The 14,641-nt window shown below is 55.6% G+C and carries 14 protein-coding genes and 1 pseudogene; 9 read left to right on the top strand and 6 right to left on the bottom strand.

The genetic code is table 11. From position 1 onward, the window contains the following. A partial coding sequence (locus tag DDE20_RS19290) for a transposase domain-containing protein (RefSeq protein ID WP_240608280.1) occupies window positions 1-284 on the top strand: 284 nt, incomplete at its 5' end. A gap of 28 nt (window positions 285-312) precedes the next feature. Here the strand turns inward: DDE20_RS19290 and DDE20_RS18570 are convergent. Continuing rightward, window positions 313-1,266: a tripartite tricarboxylate transporter substrate binding protein gene (locus DDE20_RS18570; protein WP_116560015.1), complete on the bottom strand. Its 954-nt coding sequence runs from the start codon at window positions 1,264-1,266 to the stop codon at window positions 313-315. Between the two features lie 101 nt (window positions 1,267-1,367). On the opposite strand from DDE20_RS18570, the gene DDE20_RS18565 reads away from it, so the two are divergent. After that, on the top strand, window positions 1,368-2,249 hold the full coding sequence (locus tag DDE20_RS18565; RefSeq protein WP_116560014.1) for a LysR family transcriptional regulator: 882 nt from the start codon (window positions 1,368-1,370) through the stop codon (window positions 2,247-2,249). Between the two features lie 211 nt (window positions 2,250-2,460). Here DDE20_RS18565 and DDE20_RS18560 read toward each other — a convergent pair whose 3' ends face one another. Continuing rightward, a complete protein-coding gene (locus DDE20_RS18560) occupies window positions 2,461-2,973 on the bottom strand; it encodes an AEC family transporter (RefSeq protein WP_116560013.1) in 513 nt (170 codons plus the stop codon). Window positions 2,974-3,278: 305 nt separating this feature from the next. Here DDE20_RS18560 and DDE20_RS18555 point away from each other — a divergent pair, with 305 nt between their 5' ends. From DDE20_RS18555 to DDE20_RS18525, 7 genes are all read left to right on the top strand, one after another. After that, complete coding sequence (locus DDE20_RS18555) at window positions 3,279-4,493, top strand: C4-dicarboxylate TRAP transporter substrate-binding protein (RefSeq protein ID WP_116560012.1); 1,215 nt, start codon at window positions 3,279-3,281, stop codon at window positions 4,491-4,493. Window positions 4,494-4,497: 4 nt separating this feature from the next. Continuing rightward, complete coding sequence (locus DDE20_RS18550) at window positions 4,498-5,028, top strand: TRAP transporter small permease subunit (protein WP_165814579.1); 531 nt, start codon at window positions 4,498-4,500, stop codon at window positions 5,026-5,028. Continuing rightward, complete coding sequence (locus tag DDE20_RS18545; protein WP_116560010.1) at window positions 5,021-6,328, top strand: TRAP transporter large permease; 1,308 nt, start codon at window positions 5,021-5,023, stop codon at window positions 6,326-6,328. Before DDE20_RS18550 ends, DDE20_RS18545 begins: the two co-directional genes overlap by 8 nt. A 90-nt stretch (window positions 6,329-6,418) precedes the next feature. Further along, on the top strand, window positions 6,419-7,846 hold the full coding sequence (locus DDE20_RS18540; protein ID WP_116560009.1) for an amidase: 1,428 nt from the start codon (window positions 6,419-6,421) through the stop codon (window positions 7,844-7,846). 42 nt (window positions 7,847-7,888) lie between these two features. Further along, window positions 7,889-8,557, top strand: a complete 669-nt coding sequence (locus tag DDE20_RS18535) for a TetR/AcrR family transcriptional regulator (RefSeq protein WP_116560008.1) — start codon at window positions 7,889-7,891, stop codon at window positions 8,555-8,557. Further along, window positions 8,554-9,858 (top strand): phenylacetate--CoA ligase family protein, encoded by a 1,305-nt coding sequence (locus DDE20_RS18530; RefSeq protein ID WP_116560007.1) that lies wholly within the window; start codon window positions 8,554-8,556, stop codon window positions 9,856-9,858. Before DDE20_RS18535 ends, DDE20_RS18530 begins: the two co-directional genes overlap by 4 nt. Next, window positions 9,855-10,616 (top strand): enoyl-CoA hydratase/isomerase family protein, encoded by a 762-nt coding sequence (locus tag DDE20_RS18525; RefSeq protein WP_116560006.1) that lies wholly within the window; start codon window positions 9,855-9,857, stop codon window positions 10,614-10,616. The genes DDE20_RS18530 and DDE20_RS18525 overlap by 4 nt, the downstream gene beginning before the upstream one ends. Before the next feature lie 214 nt (window positions 10,617-10,830). Here DDE20_RS18525 and DDE20_RS18520 read toward each other — a convergent pair whose 3' ends face one another. The 4 genes and pseudogenes from DDE20_RS18520 to DDE20_RS18505 form a co-directional block, all read right to left on the bottom strand. Continuing rightward, window positions 10,831-12,327 (bottom strand): tripartite tricarboxylate transporter permease, encoded by a 1,497-nt coding sequence (locus DDE20_RS18520; RefSeq protein WP_116560005.1) that lies wholly within the window; start codon window positions 12,325-12,327, stop codon window positions 10,831-10,833. Window positions 12,328-12,333: 6 nt separating this feature from the next. Continuing rightward, window positions 12,334-12,801 (bottom strand): tripartite tricarboxylate transporter TctB family protein, encoded by a 468-nt coding sequence (locus DDE20_RS19425; RefSeq protein WP_420812382.1) that lies wholly within the window; start codon window positions 12,799-12,801, stop codon window positions 12,334-12,336. A 41-nt stretch (window positions 12,802-12,842) separates the two neighbouring features. Continuing rightward, the gene (locus DDE20_RS18510; RefSeq protein WP_165814578.1) at window positions 12,843-13,832 is read right to left on the bottom strand and encodes a Bug family tripartite tricarboxylate transporter substrate binding protein; all 990 of its coding nucleotides are present in this window, start codon (window positions 13,830-13,832) and stop codon (window positions 12,843-12,845) included. A 264-nt stretch (window positions 13,833-14,096) separates the two neighbouring features. Then, window positions 14,097-14,516: pseudogene (locus tag DDE20_RS18505) on the bottom strand (IS66 family transposase); the annotation flags it as partial. Between the last annotated feature and the right edge of the window lie 125 nt (window positions 14,517-14,641).

Below are 14,641 nucleotides of genomic sequence, written 5' to 3'. Positions count from 1 at the left end.
AGGCGATGACCAACGGTGACCGGCCCCCGGAACCGTCCGGGAATTACCGAAATCCCTGTCCGGGATTTACCGAAACGTGTGTCCGGGAATTACTGAAATCCGTGTCCGGGAATTTGCGAAACCCGCACATGTATACCCTTATCGTCACCGCTAAAATGAACGACATCGATCCGCAGGCCTGGCTTGCCGACGTTCTCGCCCGGCTGCCCGACATGCCCGTCGCGCGTATCCATGAGCTTCTGCCCTGGAACTGGAAGCAAAGTCTGATCGCCAAAGCCGCATAACCGCGGCCTACGCCGGATGCTTACGATCTTAGTTTCCGGCCGATGCTGCCAGTGGTTCTAGAATAGCCCAGTTCGCATCTAGGTAAGCGCCGAGTTCGTCCCCAGAGATAAACCGATCAACACCACCCACTGTGTGGAAGAAATCCATCAAACCATCGGGTTGGCGATACGCGTGTTCCAGGCCTTCCGCCATCCGCGATACGATGTCATCAGGCGTTCCAGAGGGCGCGAAGATAAGATTCGGAACGCAAAGTTCGCTGTCCGAGCCCGCGTCTTGCATAGCTTGAACATCAGGCAACAGCGCGTGCCGCTCTGCTCCGAGATACAGCAGCGGCGTAGCTTCAGGGTTCTCGAGCAGTTGGTCGTTGGCATCAAAAATATAGCTGTGCGCCGATGACGGCGTGGAGGCCATAAGGTCGATTTGGCCAGCAATTAGCGCGGCAAACGCAGCGGATGTGCCCCCTATCTGCACCGGCCGGATCTCAAATCCACCGAGCTCCGCGGCCATTGCGATTGCCATGTGGCTCGCGCCGCCAACCGTTACACCTGCGATTAACGGGCCATCACTTGTTTCGCCGATCTCGCTGAGTGTGCGCCAGTTAGCGTCAGCCCTGCCAACCGCTACAAGGCAGACTTCGCCGACGACAGCGACCGGAGTGAGGTCGCGATATCCGAATTCTTGAACACCCGATGCTTCGGCTGTCATGATGCCTGTTTCGTGGACGAGAAATTCATAGCCATCTGGGTTGGCATCAACGACACGGCGGGTTCCAACCGAGGTGTGGCCCCCCATGTTGACCACTACAATGCTCTGGTCAAGAAACTCACTCAAAGCGGGTTCCAGTTTGCGTGCGACGATATCGGTGATGCCGCCTGCCTGAAATGGCACGACAAGAGTAATCGGCCGGTTCGGCCAATCTTGCGCAGCTGCGCCTGACGCGGCCATCAGTGCGGCACTACCTAGAAGAACCTTGAGCTTCATTGCGATCTCCGATTTTCACTATCTGCGGACTATAGCGCAAGAGTAGAGATGAAAATGAATAATCAAATTGAATATTTGTTTGGTTATGATAACCTGATGGAATGTCATTTTTCCGCAGGATTCAAGTGTTTCGCACGGTGATGATGTCGGCGACGCTGGCGGATGCCGCGTCGCGACTATTTCTCACGCAACCGGCCGTGACGAAGCAGTTGCGTTCATTGGAAGCGCATCTTGGCGTCCGATTGTTTGAGCGCTCGGGACACAGGTTGCAACCAAACCGCATGGCACAGGCGCTGTTTCGCGAAAGCGAGTCGGCAGTGGCGGAAATGGAGAAACTCGAGGGGTTCGCTCTCTCGCTGCAGCGAGAGCGAGAGCGCCCGCTGAGGATCGTCGTGATGCCAATGATTGCGCGACTTTGGCTGCCAGAACGCGTCAGTCAATTGTTTCAACAGATGCCCGAGACACGCTTCGAGGTTCGTGTAGCGCTCAGCGAGAAAATCATCGGTCTTCTTGACGACGACCTCGCGGACATAGGGATCGGCTTGATTGGTCGCAGGATCTCGACGAAAAATGCGCAACTTTTGCTTTCGACCGATGCAGTGGCTATTCTTCCGATGGGGCATCATCTTAGCGGCGCGGAATCAATCTCTGCGTTGGATCTCGCTGACGAGAAGCTCATACTCTTGGATCTCGCCTCGCAGGCGCGGAAAGAAATGCTTTCAGCGTTTGCGTCGGCAGGGCTGACACCCAACATCCAAGCTGAAGTGGAACTCGAAGAAACTGCGGTTGCGCTTGTCGAGGCCGGACAGGGAGTCTCAGTAATTGACTCCTATACCGCAGAGCAAAGGCGGCGAAGCGGTGCGAAGATCGAGATCGTTATGTTCGAACCCCGGCTGGCAATGCAGATCGGTCTCATGCACAATAATAGTGCCGTGCAGAGTGAAGAGGCTTCGCGTGCGCTTCGGATACTGGCGGGAGAGTGAGGGCCCGGCATCGGTCGAGATCACCAGGAAGATTGCGGGCGTTGCAGCCCGAGATCGCAACCATGCGACGGCACCGCCCGGCAAGCGGGGATCCTGGTCGTGCTCTGGGCGAGGAGTTTGCCCCATCAGCCACAAGCACCGTCGTTGTTTGGCACGCGCCCTCGGACACGTCGATAGGTCCAAGCGAATTGATTTTTGCATTATTGGACGATTATGGATTCGTTAGCAGGATCTGCGCAATGATCAGCGTGGCCGGTAGCGTGACGAATAAAACAGTGGTCTGCGCAGCGAAAATGGTCGACATCAATGCCACATCGCCGTTGAGTTGGCGCGCCAAATTGAGCGATGCCGAGGCAGTCGAAGCCGCACCGAAGACCACAAGGACGATCGCATCCGGTCCGCTCAATCCCACCGTCACCGCAACTCCAATAACCAGCAGCGGAAAAATCAGCTGTTTGCCGATCGACGAGAGCACCAGCGGCAGAATTTTGCCTTGCGCGCCGGAAAAGCTCAGTCCCGCAACAACGCATAACAGCATCAGTGGTAGGGCTGCGCTGCCGACAATATCGGTGAAGTCATGAAGGCCACGGATCGGGCCGTCGGTGACAGCGTTGACCACCAGACCTAGAACGATACTCAGAATGATGGGATTGCGGATCGTATCGATCAGCAGCCGGTTTCGCGTCGACGTGTTCGGGGATTTGGGCGACAGTCCAATCAGCATCGGCACGATCGAGATATTCGTCGCCAGCGTGCAGTCTCAGCAGAAGCCACTGCACAGCCCTTGCAGCTGCCAGTTGGCTTCTTGCTCTAGACAAACCGCATCATTGAGTGCGTCGACGGCGTTCATAGGCAAGCGAGAATGAGTCAAAAAAATAATTGACATCATATTCATTTTTTTTCAGGGTGATTGTATGGCAAGCCTTGTTCGCTACACGCATTCCGTAGACTTCTACCTTGCTTGCCATTGCGGCGTCTCACTCCGGCGCCGACTCTCGAGCACGCGCAGAAACGCCGGAGGGGCGTCCTATGGATCATTTGCGCACGATCACAAGACGCCTAAAGCTGAATCAATCCTACTTTTACCCAGGAGAGAAAATGCATATTATACAATATAGTAAACGGTCACTGTCTGCGGCTCTAAGCATGGTCCTCGCGGGGGCGATGCCTGCAGCTGCCCAAAGCGTGGATTTCAACGCCAGCATCTGGCTCCCGGAATCGCACCCTTTGGCGCGGTATTCCTACGTTGAGTGGCTTCCTAGACTTGAGGAAGCATCAGGCGGGTCACTGAATCCAACACTCTTTACCGGACCCGTGCTGTTGCCACCTGATACTACGTTAAGTGGATTGCGGGATGGTATCGCGCAGGTTGCTTTCCATGCCGGGACATACACGCCCAGCGATTTGCCTGAAGATAATGTGCTTGCTCAGCTGGCCTTTAACTATTCCGATCACCTTTTGGCTGGCATCGCTATCACCGAGGCGAATATGACGATACCCGCTCTGCAGGATCAGTGGCGCCGAAATGGAATCGTGTTCCTTGGGGGCTATGCGACCCTGCCGTATAATCTTGTGTGCTCGTCGCCTGTCAACGGTCCAGAAGACTTGCAAGGGCTAAGGATTCGCGTGCCGGGTGCGGCGCATTCGGATTGGGCCAATTCCGTCGGGGCGGTGACTGTGAACGTGCCGTCCAGTGAAATGTATGCGGGCCTTGATCGGGGGCAGTTGGATTGCGCTGCTGTGCCTGCGAATGATCTGCAAAGCCGGTCCCTGTGGGAAGTCGCGAAATACGTCAATATGGTGGATTTGGGTGTCTATTGGGCCGGGTTCATGCAGGGCGCCAACCGTGATTTCTGGCATAGCTTGACGGATGCGCAGCGACAGGCCTTCTTTGATACGATCCCGCAAGCGTTGGTCGAGCAGGCAAATGACTACTCGAACTCTTTGTCAGCGGCGTTGGAGGCTTCATTAGAGCACGATGTCGAGATCATTGAACCTTCGGCAGAGATGCTTGACGCTATCTCTGACTTTGGACCAAGCGTCGTTGAAGGTGCGATAGCTCTTGCTGCGGATGAGTTCGACGTATCCGACCCAGAAGCCCTGATAGCTGCGGTGGTCGAGATCTTTGAAAAGTGGGAAGGCCTTTTGGCCACGGTGGACCGCAACGACCCCGAGGCCATCATCACGCTAATTGGTGAACAGATCTATGCAAACATAGACGCCTCAACCTATGCAATGGACTGAGCTTGTGGGTATCCACACAGCTATAGAAACACTGTGCAAGCTCGCCGCCAATTTGGCGAGCTTCGCGCTGTTAGCAATGGCGTTTCTGGTGACGGCTGACGTCGCCTGGGATCTTGCCTTCGGGCGACCGATTGCCAACGCCATCGAGATTGTCTCGATTTATCTGATGATCGCCATTGTCTTTTTGCCGATGGGTTTCGTGGAGTTGCGCCACGATCATATCGGAGCGGACATCATATCCCGGCTCCTTTCGCCAAGGGTCCAGTCTACCTTGCGGGTCGTCGTTGCGTTGGTCTCTTTCTGCTTCCTGCTGGTGATTGTTTACCAGACCGGAGTCGATGCCTTCGAGGCGCTTGCGAAGAACGAAAGAATCATGGGAACGAGTTTGTTTTCCATCTGGCCAAGCCGTTTCAGCCTGCCGATTGGATTTTCCATATTCGCTTTGGCAATTCTGTCGAACACGTTGCGAGATGCCTTGGGTCAGGCGCGTTCAAAGCTGGCCGACGACATAGAAGAGGGGCTCGATCGTGAGTAATCTTGACATCGGTTTTCTGGGCATCGGCATGGTGCTTGTTCTTATTCTTCTGCGGTTCCACATTGGGATCGCGATGGGCATCGTCAGCCTCGTTGGCATTTCGTTAATCCTGAATGTGAATGCGGCCCTTGGCATGATTTCGGCGGTTCCGTTTCGCTACGTCGGTGACTGGAACCTGTCCGCGATTCCTATGTTTCTGTTGATGGGGTTCATCGCCGGCAACACGGGTCTTACCAAAAGCCTGTTCTCTGCGATGCGGGTTTTGTTATCTTGGCTGCCCGGTGGGCTGGCGATTGCGACAGTTGGAGCATCGGCACTCTTTGCCGCCGCTTCAGGGTCGAGCGTCGCGACCGCCTCGGCGATGTCGCGCATTTCAGTGCCCGAGATGCTGAAAAGCGGCTATGATAGAGGACTAGCGACCGCGTCAGTGGCGGCGTCCGGCACACTCGGCTCATTGATACCGCCAAGTATTCTACTGCTCTTGTTCGGATTTTTCGCCCAAGTTTCGGTTGGACAGTTGTTTCTCGCAGGCTTCCTGCCGGGATTGCTATCGGTCGTTCTGTATGTGGCGATGATCTATCTGCGGTGCGTTGCCAATCCTGCGCTAGCGCCGCCAACCCATGAGGTCGTGAACCGGCAGGTGGTATTCAGCGCGCTTAAAGGCATCTGGCCCCTTCCAACACTTATCGTGTTCGTCCTGGTCGGTATCTTTGTGGGACTGTTCACGCCGACCCAGGCTGGAGCGGTTGGTGCCTTGTGCGCAGCGCTCATTGCCTTGTTGCGCGGCAGCCTGTCCATCGCGGCAATCAAGGCGGCTCTGTCAGCCACGATTTCGAGCACGGCAAGCATCTTTTTGGTCGTTATCGGCACGGTCTTCCTGACGCGATTTTTGGCGCTTTCGCAGGTGCCGACGTTTCTGACCCAGCAGTTCATTTCCATTGGGGCCGAACCGCTGTTGATCATCATCACGATCGCGGTTGTTTACATCGTTCTGGGAATGTTTGTCGATTCTATCGGCCTGATGCTTTTGACGATGCCAATCTTTATTCCAATTGCCGTGTCCGCCGACATGAACCTCGTGTGGCTGGGGATCATCGTTGTGAAGCTTCTTGAGATCGGCTTGATCACGCCACCGGTGGGTCTCAATGTCTATGTGATCAAGTCAAGTCTGGGAAGCCGTGTCAAACTGGGAGAGATTTTCCGCGGTGTCACATGGTTCATTCTGGTCGATTTCCTTACGCTGGCGATCCTTGTGGCGTTTCCCATAATCACCCTCTGGCTGCCGGGCTTGATGGGATGACCGCTTATATAACAATCACAGTAATAGTCGCTTTGCGCTCGACCTGATCACACTCAGGCCATCAATGACCATAGAAAATGGAGACCCAAAATGATCACAGAAACCGATTACATTGGTCGGGATGCGCACGATCTTGCCTCGTTGATGGCAAACGGGGATGTCTCCGCCAATGAGCTTCTGGATGCCGCGCTTGCACGTATGGAAGCCGTAAATCCCTTGATCAACGCGGTGATCAATGTGTTTGAAGACAAGGCCCGATCCCAGATCGCCGAGGGGCTGGGCCAAGGGCCATTGTCTGGGGTGCCGTTCCTGCTCAAGGACCTCAGAGCTTCGTATAAGGGCACGCGTAGCACTGCCGGAAATGCCTTTATGTCGACCGAGGCAAACTTCGACAGTATTGTTACGAACCACTACAAAAACGCGGGCCTCGTCATCTTTGGAAAGACTAACGTGCCGGAAATGGGACTTGCCGCCGACACGTATAACACGTTGTTTGGCCCGACCAAAAATCCATGGGACACTGAACGCACGGCGGGTGGGTCAAGTGGCGGGGCCGCTGCAGCCGTGGCTGCTGGGATAGTTCCCGCAGCCCACGCGACGGATGGTGCCGGATCGATCCGGATTCCCGCGTCATGCTGTGGTGTCTTTGGCCTGAAACCATCGCGCGGGCGCGTCAGTTATGGCCCCGATGTTGGCGAAGAGCTGATCGGCTTGAGCACCCAACATGTCTGTTCGCGCAGCGTCCGAGACAGCGCTTTGTTGCTGGATATCGCCTCGGTTCCGGACTACGGCGACCCCTATTGGGCACCGCAGCCGACCCTTTCATTTCTTGAACATGCGCAGCGCGAACCTGGAAAGCTGCGGATTGCACTGGTTCAGCGGCCGCCGATTGAAACCGAAGTCGATCCAGAGTGCTTGCTTGCCGCGCGCACCGTTGCACGGCGTTGCGAGGAGCTGGGGCATATCGTCGAAGAGACAGATCACAACGTCCGATGGGCAGATGATGGATATGACGAGGCCCTGACGATCATTCTGGGCTCTGGCATGTTTGCCAATGTCCATGCCAAGGCCAAAGCGAAAGGGGTGCAGGTGTCGGAAAAGGACTTTCTGCCCGCGATTTGGTCCTTCCTAGAGGTCGGCATGCGCTCAACTGCCGAAGACTTTTATATGGCAAGCCGTCGGATGCACGCCTTAACTCGAAAAATGGCGGATTTTCATAACAGTTTTGACGTGATCCTGTCGCCAACCCTCAGTCAGATTCCCTTGCCGCGCGCCTCCTTCGATTACCAGATCAAAGAGGGATACACCGATAATGTCTGGAACTTCTCGGCCTATACGCCGCTTTACAACGCCTCAGGACAACCCGCCATGACCATGCCCCTACACTGGACGTCAGAGGGGGTTCCAGTCGGGGTTCAGTTCGCGGCAAGATATGGGAATGAAGGAACCCTCCTCGAACTAGCTTCCCAGCTTGAACGAGAAATGCCTTGGCGTGATCGCGCGCCCAATCTCCCATGAGATTGGAGCATGTCCCATTGTTCTTGAAGGACGGAAAATGAAATGAGTAAGCTTTCATCAGATCCAGTGATCCATAGCAAAGGACAGAACGATTTCTTCGACTGGCTGGTCGAAGGCCGTATGCAGCTTCGCAAGGGCGAGCGCACGCGTCGGGACCTTGTGGTGACCTGTGCTAAGCTTCTTTCGGTCGAGCCGTTTGACGTGCTCACGGTTTCGGTTCTTTGTCAGGCAGCCGGGGTCGCGCATGGCACTTTTTACATCTACTTTGAAAACCTGAACACCGTTTCGGCCGAAGTGATTGGGCTTTTCGTTGATTTTGTTCAAATGGAAATGCGCGCGGCAGCGCATCGGTCGGGTGATGCGATGCGCAACACGACCCAAGCCTACATGCGGCTGTTTGAAGAGAACCCTGGGTTGATGAAATGCCTCGTCACGGGAGTGGACAACTTTCCTGAGGCTCGTGTTGCTTTTCAGCGACTCAACAACGAATGGGCACGGACCGTTGTTCAGGCTTGGCGGCGCAACGAGGCAAGTGCGGACCGATCGGAAGAGGACCTGATGCGACGGGCGTATGCGCTCGGCGGGATGGTCGATCAGTATCTTATAGCACTTTTCGTCACCGATGATCCGTGGGTGCGGTCTCTTTCAAAAAATCGCGAGGAGCTTCTCGATATGTTTTCAAGCATCTGGAAACGGGGCATGGAGCCATGAGTCTGATCGACCAGGGCCACCGTATCAACATTGCGGACATTGCCGACCATCGGCAGGCCGCATGGGAGCGTCAAAGCGGCTATGTCGCGCGGCACTCGACATTCTATCAGGCGGTATGGAAAGGCAAGGCGCCGCCGCCCCGGCTGGAGGACTTGCCCGAATTGCCGTTCTCAGACAAAGCGGGCCTACGCCTGTCGCAAGAGGCCCATCCCCCGTTCGGCGATTATCTTGCGGCGGCGCCTGACCGGATCTCCCGCCTACACCGCACTTCGGGGACGACAGGGCAGGCCATGACCCTTGGCTTGAGCGCGCGCGATTGCGAAATAACGGAGATCGTCGGTGGACGGGCGCAAGCACTGGCGGGGCTTCGTCCCGGCGTTATGGTCGTGCATTGCTTGAATTACCAGATGTGGATGGGTGGACTTACGGACCACCTGACGCTTGAACGCGCGGGGGCTACGGTGGTGCCATTCGGCGTTGGATCGACAGAACTACTTGTGCGCACGATCCTAGAAGCCGGGATCACCGCCATTTCCTGCACGCCGTCCTATCCCGTTGTGCTTGAAAGGGTATTGGCAGAAAAGTTTCCGCATCTCACGCCGCGGGATCTTGGCCTGACGCTGGGGTTGTTTGGCGGTGAGCCGGGCCTTGACGATCCATCTTATCGCCAGCGTATGCGCGACACTTGGGGGTTGGAGCCGCGCAACGCCAATTATGGTGTGTCGGACGTCTTTTGCAACTTCGCGGCGCAATGCGAACACGACAGCGACCTTCATTTTGTCGCGCATGATGTGTTGTACGTTGAACTTATTGACCCAGAGACAGGTGCGCCGAAGGCCATCGAAAGCGGGACTGAAGGCGAATTGGTCCTTACCCATCTTGATCGCGAATGCCAGCCACTCGTCCGCTTCAGGACCGGTGACATCATTGAGATCCGCGCGACCGAGCCCTGCACATGCGGATGTACCGGGTTCCGGTTCCGTGTTGTCGGTCGTTCCGACGATATGATCGTCGTGCGCGGGCTGAACATGTTCCCGACGATGGTCGCTGCCGTTGTCAGCGGCTTTGCGGAGCTCTCGGGCGATTACCGGATCGTCCTTGATACACCGCCACCCTACCACCTGCTTCCGGTGCATGCCGAGCTTGCCAGAGGGCAGATCGATGATGGCACGCTCGCGCGGCGGGTCGAGGCCGCGCTAAAAACGAGGCTGGGTGCGACCGCGACCGTTACACTTCTGCCCCCCGGCAGCTTTCCGGTGACCGAAGGCAAAACCCGCCGTGTTCAAAGGAGCTATTTGTGAGCAAATTTACATATGACACCATCTCTTCGGACATGTCCGGCGAAGGTGTGCGCACGATTGCCCTCAACCGGCCCGACGCGCTGAATGCGATGAACCGAAGGCTAATAGACGAAGTCGCGATTGCCTTTGATGATGCCAACCGTGACCAAAGCACGCGTGCCATCGTGTTTACGGGCAAAGGACGAGCCTTTTGCGCCGGTGACGACCGTCGCGAGCATGTCCACCCGAGTTCAGAAGCGGAGGCGCGCGATCTAGTAAACGCGATTCAAAGGGCGACGGAAGCCATTGTCTTTGGCCAGAAGCCGGTGGTCGGCGCCATTAATGGCTGGGCCGTGGGCGGTGGTTTTGAATGGGCGATCAACTGTGATTTCCCGATCTGGGAAGAGAACGCCCAGGGCTTCTTTCCCGAGGTCTCTTTGAACCTATTTGTAACAGGCGCAGTGACAAAGCTACTACCGGCGCTTGTTGGTCCGGTGAAAGCCCGCGAAATGTTGATGTTCGGACAGCGCTACTCTGCGGCAGATCTAAAAGCCTGCGGCGTTGCATGGAAGGTTGTGCCCATTGATGCGCTTCAGACCGAAGCGGTGCGGGTCGCCGAGCGACTCGCGGCGCTTCCACCAATGTCGGTCCGAGCCATGAAGCGGGTGCTAAACCAGGCATCAGCAGAGTCGCTGCGCGGCGCCTTGAGTTTGGAAACGGAGGCGACTGTGGCGGGATTTCTGGATCCTCAGACAACGCAACTTCTCAAGGCGTTCTGAACGGCGCCTCGTGTATGAAGGCAAGCCTCACATTCACCAGCAGACTGGCCCTTAACTGATCAAGTCGCCTCCATGGAGATGTCGTTCGGATCATAGCCCCCATAGTGGGGCCAGTTCAGGCAGGCCGGAGGGATCAGTCGAACCGCATAGGGCTTGAATACACCCTCCAAATTGTTTGAGTAGAAACAATATGAAGCGTGCGGATGTGGCCGAACTACATTTTATGCCGGGACCTGCGCTCCCATAGAGAAGTGAGTGCTGGTGCAAAGATGGCAATAAGCGACATAATAATTAGTGCCAAAGAAATTGGACGTTCAATGAACACTGTCCAAGAACCTCGGGATAAGATTAAAGTTCGGCGGAGGTTTTCTTCTAGGATGGGGCCTAGGATCAGGCCGAACACCAAGGGCGCGGGGGGGAGCCGCAACAGAAACATGATATAGCCGAGAACGCCGAAAAAGAGCATGACGTAAACGTCTGTTAAGCTATTTCTAATAGCGAAAGCGCCGACCATGCACAGGATGGCAATTGTGCAAAATAAAAGCGCGCGTGGGATCCGCATGATTTGTGCCACCACACGCATTAAGCCAAATCCAACGACTAGGGTCAAAATTACGCCAATAAAAACCGCAACATAAACTCCCGCAACAAAACCGGGGTTGTTGACAAAAAGCATAGGGCCGGGGCGCAAGCCATGAATGAGCAGCGCCCCCATAAGCACAGCAGTAACCGGATCACCAGGGATACCTAACGTCATCATTGGCACCAATGATCCACCAACTGACGCGCTATTCGCGGATTCGGGCCCAGAGATTCCTGCCGGCTCACCTTTGCCAAAATTGTCGGGTGTTCGCGATAATCGTTTTTCTTGTGCATAGGTCAACGCTACGGCGATAGCGGAGCCAGCTGCAGGAATTGCACCGACAAATGTGCCGATGACCCCACCGCGCGCTACCGGCTTCCACTGATTGATGATTTCGCCCAACGACGGAAAGATTCGCCCGATATGTGGCACAGGTGGCAAGCTCTGACGTCCGTCCGCCAGATTTCGTAGGACCTCTGCTAAGCCGAAGATCCCAACGGTCACCGGCACCAATTCGATGCCGGATTGAAGGGCGCGCGTGTCGAAATCAAAACGACCAATATCAGTAAGCGGATCAAACCCTACCATACCCAAAATGACGCCCACAGCCGCCACCAAAATGCCGCGAAAAGTTGAGCTACCTGAGGCGAAGGAAAGCAGCACAAGGCCGAATACCGTTGCCATGGCAAACTCGGGGCTGCGAAAACTCATAGCAGCCTGCGCGACAGCCGGCGAAAGCGTGATCAAAAGTGTAAGCCCAATCAAACCACCCGCCGTGGACGAAAGGAGCGCATATGACAAAGCATGGCCAGCTTTGCCTTTTTGCGCCATCGGGTATCCATCAAACTGCGTTACAATCGCGCCCGGGGTGCCTGGTATGTTGATTAGTATTGCTGAGATTGATCCGCCATATACACTCGACACGAATACAGTGATCAGAAACAGCATTGCTGCCCCAGGCTCCAGGCCGAAACTGACCGGCAAAAGAATAGCGAGAGCCATTGTGGAGCTGACGCCAGGCAATGCGCCCAAGACGATCCCAATACCAACGCCTGTTAGTGCCAAGCCCAACATGAAGGGACTGGTCGAATACTCCAGTAAAGTCTGGAGGAAAAGTTCAAATATCATAATAAGTTAACTCGGCAGGGGAACGCTCAGTAGCCCGGCGAAGAGGAAGTTAATGCCGCCACCAATTGTGACTGCAGCGACCAAATGGAGAAGCCATGCACGTGTTGTAGATTTCTCCGAAGACAGTCCCCAAAACCAAAACAGGCAGAAGGCGATTGCGGCAGGAAGGAAGCCTACAATTTGCATTGCGACAGCAAGCACAGCCAAAGACGCTGCAAATCCCAACGGAAGAATATGGCTTGATACGGGTGGAAGGGCACGCTGATCCTGGCAAGGAGTCCGGTCATTGAGGGTAAGTATGATGCCCCGAATAAACAGAAAACCGCCGCCTAGCGAAAGGACAGATAGCACGATAATTGGCACGAGTGCCGGGCCCGGATCTGCGCGGGCCCAAAGACTGGCGCGCAAATCCGAGTTTGCTGTGTAAGATGCCCATCCGACCGCTGCCCAAAATAGGAAGAAACCTCCTGCCATGAATTCGATCGGATGGTTGGGCTTTACGGAGTTCATGAAAATCAGCGCTCGCGCGTCGAAACAAGGTCCGCATCCTGCATGACCGGATAGATCAGATCGTCCATGGAGCGCATAAGCTCTACCGCAGCCTCTGCTCCACCGGGGCTCAGCATCAAGCCCATCGCGCGGCCACGTTCCTGAAACGCTTCTTGTTCCATTGCCGCCAGCAGCGCGGTTTCTAAGGTGGCGCGACGCTCATCTTCGATACCCCTAGGGCCAAAGACCATAACATAATCCGTCATGACATAGTCATAACCCATCTCGGCAAATGTCGGCACTTCCGGAACCCGGAAATGGCGTTCCGTGGCTGCGACGCCGAGAATTTGAATGGTTTCCGAATCGTGCAAGTCGGCTAACATTGGGACCGGTAGAGTGGTGGACATAACTTCCCCCGACACTAGCGCTGCCACCGTGGGAGCATAACCCTGATACGGAACCTTCGTAAGCTCAATCTCGAAATAGCTTTCAATAAACGCTGCATTCAAAAACGAGAAACCACCTGGTGAGTCATTTCCATTGATAATGCCACCTGGTTGATTATGCGCATACTCCAAGAACGCCTCGAAGCTGTCGATACCAGTGTCTCTGCGCACGGCAAGTGCTGCGGGTTCGATATTAATCACAGCAAGAGGATCAAGATTGATCAAGTCGGTCGCATTCGCATTCATATAGGACTGAGCTGTCGCATGAACGCCCAATACACCCAATGTATAACCATCGGCGTCGGCTTCTTCGACTTGCCGCACGCCATTTGCGCCCGCTGCGCCTGGCACATTCGTAACAACTACAGACGTTGATAGTTCTTGTGACAGATGCTCTGTAACCAACCGAGTTACGGTATCATGTCCGCCTCCTGCTGGCCAAGCGACAACTACGGTAATCGGCTCGTCGGGAAAACTCTGTGCGACTGCAGGCGCAGCCGCGACGCCAATTAAAAGCGCCGCGGCTAATGTGAAGTTGCATAGCCGGCCGTATTTTTTGGTTCCCAACATATAATCTCCCTGAGTGTTTGGGTTGGTCTTGTTTATGATTCGCGGTTTGGCTTGGGGTGCCAAATTTGTATGTATGCACATGGTATGAGAATTCTTCCGTCAGTCAATTCCCCTTCGGACAAATTCTAAGCAACCCCTAAGGCAAGGGCCTTGAAGTTATGCACCCTTCTGCCAACTGCGCTATCTTCATGCCAAAACGGACAACCTCGACACCGAGAGCGCGGCTAGCTCCGTGTTGAACGGTAAGCGGGAAGCCACGGCCGTTCAGGCGTGGTGGTTCCAAGGCATAAGCGCTTCGATTTCTGCACTGGGCCACTGGTTGGCGATGCGCTCTAAAGTCAGCGTCAGCCAGGCGACAGGATCGACGTCGTTCATTTTGCAGGTCTGCAGGAGCGTTGCGATGGTGGCCCATGTCCGGCCTCCGCCGTCCGATCCAGCGAAGAGGCTATTTTTCCGTGTGATGGTTTGGGGTCTGATGGCACGTTCGACGATATTGGAATCCAGTTCGATACGGCCGTCGATCAAGAAGCGCTCGAAGATTTCGCGACGCGTTATGGCGTAGCGCAGCGCTTCTGCCAGCTTTGACTTGCCCGAGATGCGCGGCAGGGTCTGCTCCCAGAGCGCGAACAGTTCGGCGACAATTGGGGCCGCGACAGCTTGGCGTGCGGCAGCGCGGGCTTCCGGGTGTCAATCAGCATTCAAAATTGACCCCTTATCGGCGTCCAATACTGACCCCCTCTGGTTCTGAGCTGGCCCGCCGCTGCGTAGCCCTCATGTAGCGCAGCGGCGGCGGGCCAGCGTGGCTGCTG

The organism is Pararhodobacter oceanensis, from assembly GCF_003076755.1.
Lineage (GTDB): Bacteria > Pseudomonadota > Alphaproteobacteria > Rhodobacterales > Rhodobacteraceae > Pararhodobacter > Pararhodobacter oceanensis.
This window is presented reverse-complemented; position numbering and strand designations above follow the sequence as displayed.

Bases quoted from the DNA above. Each gene is read 5' to 3' on its own strand.
- DDE20_RS18510 (WP_165814578.1), bottom strand. From the start codon at position 13,832: ATGTTGGGAACCAAAAAATACGGCCGGCTATGCAACTTCACATTAGCC.
- DDE20_RS18555 (WP_116560012.1), top strand. From the start codon at position 3,279: ATGGATCATTTGCGCACGATCACAAGACGCCTAAAGCTGAATCAATCC.
- DDE20_RS18530 (WP_116560007.1), top strand. From the start codon at position 8,554: ATGAGTCTGATCGACCAGGGCCACCGTATCAACATTGCGGACATTGCC.
- DDE20_RS19425 (WP_420812382.1), bottom strand. From the start codon at position 12,801: ATGGCAGGAGGTTTCTTCCTATTTTGGGCAGCGGTCGGATGGGCATCT.
- DDE20_RS18565 (WP_116560014.1), top strand. From the start codon at position 1,368: ATGTCATTTTTCCGCAGGATTCAAGTGTTTCGCACGGTGATGATGTCG.
- DDE20_RS18540 (WP_116560009.1), top strand. From the start codon at position 6,419: ATGATCACAGAAACCGATTACATTGGTCGGGATGCGCACGATCTTGCC.
- DDE20_RS18520 (WP_116560005.1), bottom strand. From the start codon at position 12,327: ATGATATTTGAACTTTTCCTCCAGACTTTACTGGAGTATTCGACCAGT.
- DDE20_RS18535 (WP_116560008.1), top strand. From the start codon at position 7,889: ATGAGTAAGCTTTCATCAGATCCAGTGATCCATAGCAAAGGACAGAAC.
- DDE20_RS18560 (WP_116560013.1), bottom strand. From the start codon at position 2,973: ATGCTGATTGGACTGTCGCCCAAATCCCCGAACACGTCGACGCGAAAC.
- DDE20_RS18570 (WP_116560015.1), bottom strand. From the start codon at position 1,266: ATGAAGCTCAAGGTTCTTCTAGGTAGTGCCGCACTGATGGCCGCGTCA.